Annotated in this window: 11 protein-coding genes and 1 tRNA gene; 9 read left to right on the forward strand and 3 right to left on the reverse strand. The window is 68.6% G+C overall.

Annotated features, from left to right (window positions below):
- Positions 1–74: 74 nt before the first annotated feature.
- Positions 75–1,142, reverse strand: a complete 1,068-nt coding sequence (gene purM / locus VT85_RS09285) for a phosphoribosylformylglycinamidine cyclo-ligase (protein WP_068413715.1) — start codon at positions 1,140–1,142, stop codon at positions 75–77.
- Between the two features lie 277 nt (positions 1,143–1,419).
- Between purM and VT85_RS09290 the strand changes: the two genes are divergently transcribed.
- From VT85_RS09290 to VT85_RS09330, 9 genes are all read left to right on the forward strand, one after another.
- Entirely contained in the window at positions 1,420–1,878 is a 459-nt protein-coding gene (locus VT85_RS09290) for a cytochrome c (RefSeq protein WP_068413718.1), read from the forward strand.
- Between the two features lie 211 nt (positions 1,879–2,089).
- Positions 2,090–2,821, forward strand: coding sequence for a biotin/lipoate A/B protein ligase family protein (locus VT85_RS09295; protein WP_068413719.1), 732 nt, complete (start codon positions 2,090–2,092; stop codon positions 2,819–2,821).
- 276 nt (positions 2,822–3,097) lie between these two features.
- A complete protein-coding gene (locus VT85_RS09300) occupies positions 3,098–5,911 on the forward strand; it encodes a 2-oxoglutarate dehydrogenase E1 component (protein ID WP_068413721.1) in 2,814 nt (937 codons plus the stop codon).
- Positions 5,912–5,914: 3 nt separating this feature from the next.
- Positions 5,915–7,159 (forward strand): 2-oxoglutarate dehydrogenase complex dihydrolipoyllysine-residue succinyltransferase, encoded by a 1,245-nt coding sequence (gene odhB, locus VT85_RS09305; RefSeq protein WP_068413723.1) that lies wholly within the window; start codon positions 5,915–5,917, stop codon positions 7,157–7,159.
- Between the two features lie 118 nt (positions 7,160–7,277).
- The gene (gene lpdA, locus VT85_RS09310; RefSeq protein WP_068413726.1) at positions 7,278–8,684 is read left to right on the forward strand and encodes a dihydrolipoyl dehydrogenase; all 1,407 of its coding nucleotides are present in this window, start codon (positions 7,278–7,280) and stop codon (positions 8,682–8,684) included.
- A gap of 123 nt (positions 8,685–8,807) precedes the next feature.
- The gene (locus tag VT85_RS09315) at positions 8,808–9,098 is read left to right on the forward strand and encodes a hypothetical protein (protein WP_068413729.1); all 291 of its coding nucleotides are present in this window, start codon (positions 8,808–8,810) and stop codon (positions 9,096–9,098) included.
- Positions 9,095–9,703: a dCTP deaminase gene (gene dcd / locus VT85_RS09320; protein WP_068413732.1), complete on the forward strand. Its 609-nt coding sequence runs from the start codon at positions 9,095–9,097 to the stop codon at positions 9,701–9,703. Before VT85_RS09315 ends, dcd begins: the two co-directional genes overlap by 4 nt.
- Before the next feature lie 143 nt (positions 9,704–9,846).
- Positions 9,847–9,919, forward strand: a tRNA-Ala gene (locus VT85_RS09325).
- 353 nt (positions 9,920–10,272) lie between these two features.
- Positions 10,273–10,497 carry a hypothetical protein gene (locus VT85_RS09330; protein WP_156512770.1) on the forward strand — a complete coding sequence of 75 codons (225 nt, stop codon included), beginning with the start codon at positions 10,273–10,275 and terminating at the stop codon, positions 10,495–10,497.
- A 67-nt stretch (positions 10,498–10,564) separates the two neighbouring features.
- On the opposite strand, the gene gltA is transcribed toward VT85_RS09330, so the two are convergent.
- Positions 10,565–12,043 (reverse strand): NADPH-dependent glutamate synthase, encoded by a 1,479-nt coding sequence (gene gltA, locus VT85_RS09335; RefSeq protein ID WP_197491187.1) that lies wholly within the window; start codon positions 12,041–12,043, stop codon positions 10,565–10,567.
- A complete protein-coding gene (locus VT85_RS09340; protein WP_082858474.1) occupies positions 12,040–12,948 on the reverse strand; it encodes a sulfide/dihydroorotate dehydrogenase-like FAD/NAD-binding protein in 909 nt (302 codons plus the stop codon). The genes gltA and VT85_RS09340 overlap by 4 nt, the downstream gene beginning before the upstream one ends.
- Positions 12,949–13,006 lie beyond the last annotated feature (58 nt).

A 13,006-nucleotide genomic window follows, 5' to 3' on the forward strand; every position in this document is an offset into this window, starting at 1 on the left:
GTCCGGCCGCCCCGAAAAGAACGAAGCGACCTCCGAATCGCTTCGTTCCGCCCGCCGGGCCGGGCTCGCGGGGGTCAGGCCCACTCGACCTCGCGAGCGCCGGGGACGACCTCGCCGATGATCCAGGCCGGGACGTCGGCCTTCTGGTTGAGGTGGCGGACGATCGACTCGGCGTAGTAGTCGGCGACGACTACCACCATGCCGATCCCCATGTTGAAAACGCGGAACATCTCCTCGTCGGCCACGCCGCCGAGCTGCTGGAGCCAGGTGAAGACCGGGGGGACCGCCCACGACCCGCGCTTCAGGCGGATGTTGCAGCCGTCGGGGAGGATCCGCGGGGGGTTGTCGATCAGGCCGCCGCCGGTGATGTGGGCGATGGCGTGGACGATCCGCTTGACCCGGTAGTGGCGGTAGACTTCCTTGAGCGGCCGGGTGTAGATCCGGGTCGGCTGGAGCAACTCGTCGGCGACGGTGCGGCCCAGGGCCTCGACGCGATCGTCGAGCTTGAGCCCGGCGTGGTCCAGGACGATCTTGCGGGCCAGGCTGTAGCCGTTGGAGTGCAGGCCCGAGGAGGCCAGGCCGATGACCTTGTCGCCGATCCGGACGTCCTGGCCGTCCAGGAGCCGCTTGCGGTCGACGACCCCGAGGCAGAAGCCGGCGAGGTCGTATTCGCCGGGCTGGTAGAACTCGGGGAGGATGGCGGTCTCGCCGCCGATCAGGGCGCATTCGGCCTCGATGCAGCCGTCGCTGATCCCCTTGACGACCTGGGTGGTCAGCTCGGGGTCGTCCTTGCTCATGGCGACGTAGTCGAGGAAGATCAGGGGTTCGGCCCCGGCGCAGAGGCAGTCGTTGACCGACATCGCCACCAGGTCGATCCCCACGGTGTCGTGCCGGCCGGTCGCCACCGCCAGCTTCAGCTTGGTCCCCACGCCGTCGGTGGAGGCGACCAGGACGGGGTCGCGATAGGTCCGCGAGAAGAGGCCGAGCTTGGCGTCGAGCCGGAAGAGCCCGGCGAAGCCGTCCTTCCACTCCATCACGCGGGGCGTGAACGTCCGGCGCATCAGGGGGGGGAGGCGAGCCATCGTCTCGTCATAAGTGGTCAGGTCCACGCCCGCCGATCGATAATTCAGTGGCTCGCTCATAACCGTCCGCAGAAAGAGAATCCCGAGGGGACGTCGCCCCGAAACCGATGCGCCGACAGGAGAATCATCGCCCAGCGCGGCCGACGCCGACAAGGCGCCTCCGCCCCGACGCCCCCCGCATGACGCGCGGGGCCCCATCCTTGATCGAGCCGGTCGCGCGGTATAGATTAAGGTTCCCCGGACCGAACGGCGAGGTTTCGGCCTACCCACCGCGCCTACCCCGTTTTTCCATCCCGACGGTCCCTCCGATTCCCCCGATCCCAGGAGAACCGAAGATATGAAGCGCAAATGGATCGCCCTGGCCGCCAGCCTGACCTTCGGCCTCGGCCTGTGCGCGACGGCCTTCTCCGGCTCGTCCGACGAGGAGTCCGCGCTCGGCCAGATCATGGAGAAGGTGCAGAAGCAGAAGGCCGTCATCACCAAGGGCGTCCGCAACGTCGCCTCCTACAAGAAGTCGCAGTCGGACGTCGAGAAGGCCGCCAAGGAATGGGTCAAGCTCGCCAAGGAGTCCAAGCCCCACAACGAGGCCGCCAAGGCCGCCAAGGGCCAGGACGACCCCGTGAAGAAGTGGGACGAGCTGATCGACGTCTGGGTCAAGGAGTCCGAGAAGCTGGCCGAGATCGCCGCCAAGGCCGACTCCACCCAGAAGGACGCCAAGGACCAGCTCAACACCATCAACAAGAACTGCACCGAGTGCCATCAGGTCTTCCGCATCGACGCCGACGAGAATTTCTGAGTCCGCAAACGCGGGACGGCCCGCGGAGGACGACGCGAGTCGGCCCTCGCGGCCGTCCCTCGGGCGGCGCGGAAGAGAAGCGCCGACGGCCTTCCCCTATTTCGGGAAATGGGCTACACCAGACGCCGTCGAGCGACCGTCCCCGAACTCGCCCCCACCGACCTCCGCAGGGGGCCGGGACGACGGCCGACCTAAAAAAAGGCCCCGCGGCGTGCCCCCCGACCCCCTCGAACTGACGCTGGCGACCGTCCACGAGAACCTGGCGCTCGACGAGGCGATCCTGGTCGACGCCGACGAGCGCGACGGCCCCCCCGTGCTCCGCTTCTGGGAGCAGCCGGACTTCGCCGTCGTGCTGGGGTCCTCCCGGCGGCTGGCCGACGAGCTGGACGTCGGGCGCTGCCGCGAGGACGGCGTCGCCGTCGCGCGACGGACCAGCGGCGGAGGGACCGTGGTGATCGGCCCCGGGGCGCTCAACGTGACGGTCGTCCTGGCCATGGATTCCGCCCCCGAGCTGGTCACGGTGGACGGGACCCAGGCGTACGTACTGGGCCGGATCGCCGAATCGCTGCGGCACGTCGCGCCGGCGGTGGAGGTGAAGGGCTCGGGCGACCTGACGATCGCCGGCCGGAAGTTCTCGGGGAGCGCCCAGAGGCGGCTCCGGAGGCGGCTCCTGGTGCATGCGACGATCCTCTACGATTTCCCGATCGCGAGGATCACGCGTTATTTGCGGACTCCGGGGCGTCAGCCCGATTATCGGGGGGGGCGGACGCACGAGGAGTTCTTGATGAATCTCCCGGTACGGCGTAGAATTTTGACTGAATCGATCCGCTCGGCGTGGTCCCACTCCACTCTTCTCACTACGACGTCGGATGTCCCACAAGATCTGCTCGAAACTCTGCGTGTCGAGAAGTTCTCGAACCGATCTTGGATCGAGCGACTATGACGCCCCGGCGATGGAGTCGCCCGTGGTGATGCGGCGAAGACGAAGCGAGACGGCCGACCGGGCGAGCGACGAGCCCGGACCGCCTTCGCGCGCCTTCGCCGGGAGGGGTGGAACGTCGCGCGCCTACCAGAGGGAACGGTCGCATCCCCGAGACCGGACGAACGACCCGCCACGCGGGGAGGGTCGCGGCCCCGGGCTCGGAAAACCAACGCCTTCGTCAAGTCCGCGGCTCGCCCCGAGGCTTACACGCCCGGGCCGGCCAGGAGATCCATTTCGATGACACCCACGTCGGTCGTGAGCCGGGCGAACCTGGACCTGGTGGAAGCCTATCAGCGCCGGTGGCGGGAGGATCCCGCCTCGGTCGACGAGTCCTGGCGGAACTTCTTCGAGGGGTACGATCTCGGCGCCTCGCTCATCAACCCCGCCGCCGCCCCGTACGGCGACGCCCCGCCCCCCGCCCAGCAGTCCGTCAAGGCCGTCACCCGGCTGGTCGACGCCTACCGCGAGATGGGCCACAACCTGGCCGACCTCGACCCCCTCAAGCTCACCCCCCGCCGGCTGACGGACGAGCAGCTCGAGCTGGCCAACTTCGGGCTCTCGGAGGCCGACCTCGACCGGGACTTCTACACCAAGTTCGGCGAGGAGGACCACGGCACCCTCCGCGAGATCCTGTCGGTCCTGCGCGACACCTACTGCCGGACGATCGGCGTCGAGTACATGCACATCCGCGACCTGGAGATCCGTCGCTGGCTCTTCGAGCGGATGGAGCCGGTGCGGAACAACCCCCGCTTCGACCTCAAGAAGAAGCGGCGGATCATCTACAAGCTCAACGAAGCCGAGCTGTTCGAGACCTTCCTCCACAAGAACTTCGTGGGCCAGAAGCGTTTCTCGCTGGAAGGGGGCGAGATGCTGATCCCGCTCCTGGACGCGATCATCGAGCGGGCCGGCGGCCTGGGGGTCCAGGAGATCGTCATGGGCATGCCCCACCGGGGGCGGCTCAACGTGCTGGCGAACATCCTGCACAAGCCCTACGGCCTGATCTTCAGCGAGTTCGAGGGGAACATGCCGGAGACGGTCGCCGGCGACGGCGACGTCAAGTACCACCTGGGGTTCTCGGCCGACCACGTCACCCAGGACCGACGGACGGTCCACCTGACGCTCACCCCCAACCCCAGCCACCTGGAGGCCGTCAACCCGGTCGTCGAGGGCCGGATGCGGGCCAAGCAGCGGCGGGCCAAGGACGCCCTGCGGAAGCTGGGGGCCCCGATCCTGATCCACGGCGACGCCGCGTTCGCCGGCCAGGGCCTGGTGGCCGAGACGCTCAACCTCTCGCAGCTGCCGGGCTACCGCACCGGCGGCACCATCCACATCGTCGTCAACAACCAGATCGGGTTCACGACCTCCCCGAGCGAGGGCCGGTCGACCCGCTACTGCACCGACGTCGCCAAGATGATCGAGGTGCCGATCTTCCACGTCAACGGCGAGGACCCCGAGGCCGTCGTCTTCGTCGGCGAGCTGGCGACGGACTTCCGCCAGCAGTTCGGCCGGGACGTCGTCATCGACATGGTCTGCTATCGCCGCCACGGCCACAACGAAGGCGACGAGCCGGGGTTCACCCAGCCCCTGATGTACGACAACATCAAGAACCGGATCAGCGTCCGCGAGATGTACACCGAGCGCCTCGTGACCTCGGGCGAGCTGACGAGCAAGGAGGCGGAGTCGGTCGCCGAGACCTTCGCCGAGAAGCTCCAGCAGGTCCTCGAAGAGGTCAAGCGCGAGGGGGTCGAGCCCCGCACCGCCATGCCCGGCTACTCCAGCGGCCCCTGGTCGGAGCTGACGCCCCACTATTCGTTCGAGCCGGTGGAGACGGGCGTCGGGTACGACGTGCTCAAGAAGATCACGAGCGTCGCCGCCTCGCCGCCGACCGGCTTCACCCCCAACCACAAGCTCGTCCGCATCTTCAAGAACCGCGTCGCGGTCATGGAGGAGAAGGGGGGGGTCGACTGGGCGTTCGCCGAGAGCCTGGCGTTCGGGTCGCTCCTGTTGGAGGAGACCCCGGTCCGGCTCAGCGGCCAGGACAGCCGTCGCGGGACGTTCAGCCAGCGGCACGCCGTCCTGATCGACCAGCTCACCGGCCAGCCCTGGATCCCGCTCAACAACCTCGGCGGCGGCCAGGCCCAGTTCTGCGTCTACGACAGCCTGCTGTCCGAGGCCGCGGTCCTCGGCTTCGACTACGGCTACTCGCTCGACGAGCCCTCGATGCTGATCATGTGGGAGGCCCAGTTCGGCGACTTCGCCAACGGCGCCCAGGTGATCATCGACCAGTTCATCGCCTCGGCCGAGTCGAAGTGGGGGCGGGGGAGCGGCCTGGTCATGCTCCTGCCGCACGGCTACGAAGGGCAGGGGCCGGAACACTCCAGCGCCCGCCTCGAACGGTTCCTCCAGCTCTGCGCCGAGGACAACATCCAGGTCTGCGTCCCCTCCACGCCGGCCCAGTACTTCCACATGCTCAGGCGGCAGGTCCGGCGGAATTTCCGCAAGCCCCTGATCGTCATGACCCCCAAGAGCCTGCTCCGCCGCAAGGAGGCCGTGTCGCCCGTCGACCGACTCGTCGACGATCGGTTCCACGACGTCCTGGACGACTCCGACGCCCCCAGGGGCGCCCGCCGGCTCCTGCTCTGCTCCGGCAAGGTCTATTACGACCTGGCCGCCAAGCGGGCCGAGCTGGGCAAGGAGAAGGAGGTCGCGATCGTCCGCCTGGAGCAGCCCTACCCGTTCCCGGCCCAGGAGCTGAAGCAGATCCTCGACGGCTACCCGGACGTCCGCGACTGGGTCTGGGTCCAGGAAGAGTCGCAGAACATGGGCGCCTGGACGTTCGTCGCGCCCCGGCTCGAGGAGCTGATGGGCCTCCCCTTCCAGTACGTCGGCCGCGACGCCAGCGCCAGCCCGGCGACCGGCTCGAAGCTGGTCCACGACCGCGAGCAGTCCGAACTGGTCGAGGCGGCCGTCGGCGCCGCGGTCCCGCACCTCGTCTCCGCAACCCCCGTCCGCGCCCTGGCCGCCGCCGGTTCGCGGGAAGGAGTCCGTTGAAAGATGTCCGCCGTTCCGATCAGCGTCCCCGGGGTCGGTGAATCGATCTCCGAAGGCATCCTCGCCAAGTGGCTCGCCGCCGACGGCTCGACGGTCAAGGCCGGCGATCCGCTCTTCGAGCTGGAGACCGACAAGGCGACCAACGTCGTCCCCGCGCCGGCCTCGGGCGTCCTCAAAGCCCAGGCCGCCGAGGGGGACACCGTCGCCATCGGCGCCACCGTCGGCGTCATCGACCCGTCGGGAACCCCCACCGCCGCCGCCGCCGCCGCCGCCGCCAAGACCCCCGCTCCCGAGCGGGGGGATTCCAAGCCGACCCCGGCGCCCGCGAAGGGGGCCGCGAACGGCGTCGACCACCTCTCGCCCGCCGTCCGCCGGATCGTCGCCGAGGAAGGCGTCGACCCGTCCCAGGTCGCCGGGACCGGCAAGGGAGGGCGGATCACCAAGGGAGACGTCCTGGACCACGCGGCCTCCGGCGCGTCCGCCAAGGCCCCTGAATCGGCGCCCGCTCCGGCCGCCCCGCCGGCCCCGAAGCCTCCCGTGGCGAAGGAAGGCCGCGAGACCCGCGAGCGGATGAGCGGCCTCCGGCAGCGGATCGCCCAGCGCCTGGTCGAGGCCCAGCACACGGCCGCCATCCTCACGACCTTCAACGAGGTCGACCTGACCCGCGTCATGGCGACCCGGTCGAAGTACAAGGAGGCGTTCCAGAAGGCCCACGGGGTCTCCCTGGGCTTCATGTCCTTCTTCATCAAGGCGACGATCGAGGCCCTCAAGGCGTTCCCGAACGTCAATGCCCGGATCGAAGGGCATGAGATCGTCCGCCACAACTACTACAACATCGGCGTGGCCGTGAGCACCGATCGGGGCCTCATGGTCCCCGTCGTCCGCGACGCCGACCAGCTCTCGTTCGCCGGCATCGAGCTGGCCATCGGCCACTACGCCGACAAGGCCCGCAAGGGCACGATCGGCGTCGACGACCTCCAGGGGGGGACGTTCACGATCACCAACGGCGGCGTCTTCGGCTCGCTCGTCTCGACGCCGATCCTCAACCCCCCCCAGAGCGGCATCCTCGGCATGCACGCGATCAAGAAGCGCCCCGTCGTCGTCGACGACCAGATCGTCATCCGGCCCATGATGTACCTGGCCCTCTCGTACGACCACCGGCTGATCGACGGCCGAGAGGCCGTCAGCGCCCTGGTCCGCATCAAGGATTGCCTCGAAGACCCCGAGCGGCTGCTCCTGGAAATCTGACGACCAACCCCCATCCGGCCTCGGACGAGCCCCCGCGCGGGCCCGTCCGGGGCTTTTTTTCGAATCCCGAACGACTCGGCTCGACTCACCTTAACGAACGAGAAAAGAGGAACCCGCGGTGGCGGAACGGTACGACCTGGTCGTGATCGGGGCGGGCCCCGGCGGATATGTGGCGGCGATCCGGGCGGCCCAGCTCGGGCTCAAGGTCGCCTGCGTCGAGAAGGCCGCGGCTCTCGGCGGGACCTGCCTGCGGATCGGCTGCATCCCCAGCAAGGCGCTGCTGGACTCCAGCGAGTTCTACCACCTGGCCGAGGCCAAGTTCGCCAAGCACGGCATCACGTACGAGAAGCTCGGCATCGACCTGCCGGCGATGCTCAAGCGGAAGGATCAGGTCGTCAAGGGGCTGACCGACGGCGTCGCCTACCTCTTCCGCAAGAACAAGATCACCCCCGTCTTCGGCGCGGCCAAACTGACCTCGCCGACGACCGTGCAAGTGGCCGGGAACGACGGCAAGGCCGTCGACCTGGAAGCCGGACACATCCTCCTGGCGACCGGCTCCGAGCCGATCAACCTGCCGTTCCTGCCGTTCGACGGCAAGACCGTCGTCAGCTCGACCGAGGCCCTGGCGTTCGACGCCGTCCCCAAGCACCTCGTCGTCGTCGGCGGCGGGGCCATCGGCCTGGAACTGGGGTCGGTCTGGCGTCGCCTGGGCGCCAAGGTCACCGTCGTCGAGTTCCTCCCCCGCATCGTCCCGTCCTCCGACTTCGAGATCGGCGAACTGCTCCGCAAGAGCCTGGCCAAGCAGGGCCTGGAGTTCCACCTGGAGACCAAGGTCTCCGGCGCCGAGATCAAGCCCGACGGGGCCGTCGTCAAGGCGACGAACGCCAAGGGGGAGGAGCTGTCCTTCCCCTGCGACAAGATCCTGGTCTCGGTCGGCCGCCGCGCCTACACCGAGGGCCTGGGCCTGGACAGGGCCGGGGTGCAGGCCGACCCGAAGTCCGGCAAGATCCCCGTCGACCCCCATTTCCGGACCAACGTGGCGACGATCTCGGCCCTCGGCGACCTGATCGCCGGGCCCATGCTCGCCCACAAGGCCGAGGACGAAGGGGTCGCCTTCGCCGAGCTGCTCGTCGGCAAGGCGGGCCACGTCGATTACGACACCATCCCCAACGTCGTCTACACCTGGCCCGAACTCGCCAGCGTGGGACGCACCGAGGAGCAGTTGAAGGAGCAGGGGGTCGAATACCGCGTCGGCAAGTCGGCCTTCGCGGCCAACGGCCGGGCCAAGGCCATGGACGAGACCGAAGGCGTGGTGAAGCTCCTCGCCGAGGCCAAAACCGACCGCCTGCTGGGTGCGCACATCGTCGGCCCCCGGGCCAGCGACCTGATCGCCGAGCTGGTGGCGGTGATGGAGTTCGGCGGCTCGGCCGAAGATATCGCCCGCACCAGCCACGCCCACCCGACCCTCAGCGAGGTCGTCCGCGAGGCGGCCCTGGCCGTCGACAAGCGGTCGATCAGCGGCTGATCCGCGAAATCCGAACCCCCGGCGCGGTCGATCCGACTCCGCCGCTTGCAACCCGCGCCGGGGAGGCTAAACTGATCGCACGTACACAACTCGATCGTCGCCGGGCCGGGGAGTCGGAACATCATGTGGGAAGTCCTCTGTGAAGTGGGCGCGGGGCTGCGGCCGTCGGAGCGGACGGTGGCGGTCCCGGACGTCTACGGCAACCGCCACCACCTCCGCGTGGAGGCGGGCTTCATCGCCGAGGTGGACGGCAAGGCCTACATCCCGGTGGGGATGATCGGCGTGGACGAGGCCAAGCAGCTCGCCCTGGTGGAGCTGCCGCACGAGTCCGACGCCGGCATCAACCGGCTCTGGGTCTGGCAGGCCAACCTGCACAAGATCGAGGCGGCGAGCGGGGCGAAGGCCGTCTCATGATCCTCTCCGACCGGGAGATCGACGCCGCCCTCCGTCGCGGGCAGGTGCGGATCACGCCGCCGCCGGACGACCTGGCCTCCGAGGTCTGGTCGTCCACGGCCCTGGACCTCCGGCTGGACGCCCGGCTCCAGGTCTGGCGGCGCCCCGACGGCCCGGACGCCCGATTCGTGGTCGATCCCCGCGACGTCAACTTCAGCGCCACCGAGCTGGCCTCGGCCTACGCCCACGAGGAAGACTGCACCGAGGGGTTCGACGTCGAGCCGGGCATGTTCCTGCTGGGCTGGACGGTCGAGAAGATCCAGCTCCCGCACGCCTCGCGGATCGCCGCCAGGGTGGAAGGGAAAAGCAGCCTGGCGCGGATCGGGATCGGCGTCCACGTCACCGCCCCCACCATCCACGCCGGCTTCGGCTTCCGCGCCCAGGATCCCGGCTTCGTCGGCAACCCGATCCAGCTCGAGATCTGGAACGCCGGCCCCCTCACCGTCCGGCTGTTCAAGGGCCTGCGCATCTGCCAGGTCATCTTCGAGGAGGTCGCCGGCCTCCCCGGACGCGGCTACGACGGCGTCTTCGCCATCCAGGGGCCCGACGTCCCGCCCCCGGTTTGACCCCCCGGGGGAAAACCTCGGAATCTCGGCCAAATCGAGGTTGCAATGGGGCGAGCCCCCCGGTAATATCTCCCTTGTGACGTGCAGACGACGGCCGACGAAAAGAAGGCCGACCATCGCACGACACCCCAGAGAATCAGTACGGGGGATTAGCTCAGCTGGGAGAGCGCTTGCATGGCATGCAAGAGGTCAAGGGTTCAAATCCCTTATCCTCCACTCGATAAGTCGACGATGACTGCGTCGATCCTTCTCGCTACGACCCGCCCCACCGCCTAGATCGACCAGCACTCCTTGAGACATACCGCTCGCGACCGTCCTTGTTCGAGGACCGGTCGCTTTGAGCGTATTGAGCCTCTCCATTATTCGACGCCCCCGACCAGGTGCGTTCCGCCAAGGACCGCTCCGTTCGAGTTCGTCGATGCGATCGACAAGATCGTGAATCGAGGGATTTCGTCACGGCGAAGGTTTGCCGACCTGGAGATGCTCAAATGCCGCTGTCAAGGCATGCACACGATCGACGGCCGATCGACCACATTCGGGCTCGCGTGTTCATCGTGAGCCTCCCCGGTATGACTTGCGATCGCGAGCGGGTCTTCATCACCCGCTGCCTTCGCCTGGCCCGCGCCGCGATGGCCGCAGGCATCCCTCTGACGGTCGCCTGGAACCTCGTCGCCGGCTGCGTCGACCGCCTCACGCCCCGCCTCCGCACCGAGCACGAACGCGAGACCTTCCGCGCGATCATGCAGCGCCTGCGTTCCGAGCTGTTCCAGGACTACGCGATCGCCCCGCGTTGAAGTCCCGCCACGACGAACGAGCCGGCGACGAGCCCAAAAGCCGTCGCCGACCCGTCTCGGCCGGGCTTCACGCCGACGAGTCCCACGCGCCGGAGTCGAGGTATTCCTGGATCGAGGCGGCGGCCTTGCGGCCGGCGCCCATGGCGAGGATCACCGTGGCGCCGCCGGTGACGATGTCGCCGCCGGCGAAGACGCCGCGCTTGGAGGTGCGGAGCGTCTCGGGATCGGCGGCGATGTAGCCCTTCCGGGTCGTCTTCAGGTCCGGGGTGGTCGACTGGACCAGCGGGTTGGCCGAGGTCCCCAGCGCGATCACGGCCATCTGGATCGGCATTTCGAACTCGGAGCCGGGAATCTCCTTCGGCGACCGACGGCCCGAGGCGTCGGGCTCGCCCAGCTCCATGCGGACGCAGCGCACGCCCGAGACGAAGCCGTCGGCGTCGCCGAGGAAGCCGACCGGGTTGGTCAAGCAGAGGAGGGTGATCCCCTCTTCCTTCGCGTGCTTCAACTCCTCGGCGCGGGCGGGCATCTCGGCTTCCGAGCGGCGGTAGATCAAATAGCTGGTCCTCGCCCCGAGCCGGCTGGCCGTGCGGACGGCGTCCATCGCCGTGTTGCCGCCGCCGACCACCGCCACGTCCCGGCCACGGCAGTCGTAGACCGGCTCGTCGCTCTCGGGGAAGTCGTTGGCCCGCATCAGGTTGACGCGGGTCAGGAACTCGTTCGCCGAGTACACGCCGTTGAGATGCTCGCCGGGGACGTCCAGGAACTTGGGGAGCCCCGCGCCGGTGGCGACGAAGACGGCGTTATAGCCCTCCTCGGTCATCAGCTCGTCGATCGTCACGGTCTTGCCGATGACGACGTTGGTCTGGAACTCGACCCCCATCGCCCGCATGGCGTCGACCTCATGGCGGACGATCGCCTTGGGGAGGCGGAACTCGGGGATGCCGTAAAGCAGCACGCCGCCGATGTCGTGCAGGGCCTCGAAAACCGTGACCTGGTGGCCCATCCGGACGAGGTCGCCCGCGGCGCTCAGGCCGGCGGGGCCGCTGCCGACGATCGCGACCTTCTTGCCGGTGGCCGGGGCCCGCTCGGGAAGCCCGACCCGGCCGGTCTCGCGCTCGTAGTCGGCGACGAAGCGTTCGAGGTAGCCGACGCCCAGGGGCTCGAACTTGTTGCCCAGGATGCAGCACCCCTCGCACTGGGTCTCCTGCGGGCAGACCCGGCCGGTGATCGCCGGCAGGATATTGTCCTCCCGAATCTTGGCCGCCGCGCCGAGGATGTCGCCGGCGACGATCAGGTCGACGAAGTCCTTGACCTTCACGCCGACCGGGCAGCCGGCCGTACATTTGGGATTGGCGCAGGAGAGGCAGCGCAGGGCCTCGGTGGCCGCCCCCATGACGGTCAGGCCCTGGTTGACCTCCTCGAAATTCGTCCGCCGCCGCGCGGGGTCCTGCTCGGGCATGTGCTGGCGAGGGATCTTCATCCGATCCTTCTTCGACGGCGGCGGGATCGACACGGGGAAGGCGGGGTCGGGGATCTCGGCGCTCATGATCGGCGGGCCTCGGGACGGACTTCCGGATGTTCCTGCTCCAGGCGGCACGACTCGCGGACGCGCTCCAGGTCGCGGCCGGGATCTTCGAGGAATCGCTTGAGCGACTCGGATTCGTTCTGGGCGTACGTGCGGTTGCGGCGGATGAGCGTCTCGAAATCGACCTCGTGGGCGTCGAACTCGGGCCCGTCGACGCAGGCGAACCTCGCCCCGGCGTTGGTGAGCACCCGACAGCCGCCGCACATCCCGGTGCCGTCCACCATCAACGAGTTGAGGCTGACGACCGTCTTGATCCCCTTCGCACGGGTCGTCTCGGCGACCGCCTGCATCATCCGGGGAGGCCCGATCGCCAGCACCAGGTCGATCGTCCGGCCCGACTCGATCAGCTCGCGGAGGACGTCGGTCACGAACCCCTTGCGGGCATAGCTGCCGTCGTCGGTCGTCACGAGCAGCTCGTCGCTGATCGCGCCGATTTCGCTTTCGAGGATCACCAGCTCCTTGTTGCGGGCGCCGACGATCGAGACGACGTGGTTGCCGGCCTCCTTCATGGCCCTGGCGGTCGGATACGCGATGGCCGCCCCGAGACCGCCGCCGATGACGACGACCGTGCCGAAAACCTCGACGTGCGAAGGGGTTCCCAGCGGCCCGACGAGGTCCAGGACGGCATCCCCGGCCCCCAGCATGTTCAGGAGCTTGGTCGTCTTGCCGACCCCCTGGACGATCAAGGTGACCGTGCCCCGATCGGGGTCGGAGTCGGCGATCGTCAGCGGGATCCGCTCGCCGTGGTCGTGGAGGCGGAGGATCACGAACTGACCGGCCTTGCGCTTCCTGGCGACGCGCGGGGCCTCGATCACGAACCGCTTGACGTCGGGGGCCAGGAACTCGGCCTCGACAATAGGGAACATCGGAGGGCCTCGTCGAACGCGGGGAGAACCGGCGACGATCGGTCGGCTTGGCACCGGC

This window comes from Planctomyces sp. SH-PL62, assembly GCF_001610895.1.
In the GTDB taxonomy this organism is placed as follows: domain Bacteria; phylum Planctomycetota; class Planctomycetia; order Isosphaerales; family Isosphaeraceae; genus Paludisphaera.

Coding starts and splice junctions, on each gene's coding strand:
- purM (WP_068413715.1), bottom strand. CDS start 1,142: ATGAGCGAGCCACTGAATTATCGATCGGCGGGCGTGGACCTGACCACT.
- VT85_RS09290 (WP_068413718.1), top strand. CDS start 1,420: ATGAAGCGCAAATGGATCGCCCTGGCCGCCAGCCTGACCTTCGGCCTC.
- VT85_RS09300 (WP_068413721.1), top strand. CDS start 3,098: ATGACACCCACGTCGGTCGTGAGCCGGGCGAACCTGGACCTGGTGGAA.
- odhB (WP_068413723.1), top strand. CDS start 5,915: ATGTCCGCCGTTCCGATCAGCGTCCCCGGGGTCGGTGAATCGATCTCC.
- VT85_RS09315 (WP_068413729.1), top strand. CDS start 8,808: ATGTGGGAAGTCCTCTGTGAAGTGGGCGCGGGGCTGCGGCCGTCGGAG.
- dcd (WP_068413732.1), top strand. CDS start 9,095: ATGATCCTCTCCGACCGGGAGATCGACGCCGCCCTCCGTCGCGGGCAG.
- VT85_RS09330 (WP_156512770.1), top strand. CDS start 10,273: ATGACTTGCGATCGCGAGCGGGTCTTCATCACCCGCTGCCTTCGCCTG.
- gltA (WP_197491187.1), bottom strand. CDS start 12,043: ATGAGCGCCGAGATCCCCGACCCCGCCTTCCCCGTGTCGATCCCGCCG.
- VT85_RS09340 (WP_082858474.1), bottom strand. CDS start 12,948: ATGTTCCCTATTGTCGAGGCCGAGTTCCTGGCCCCCGACGTCAAGCGG.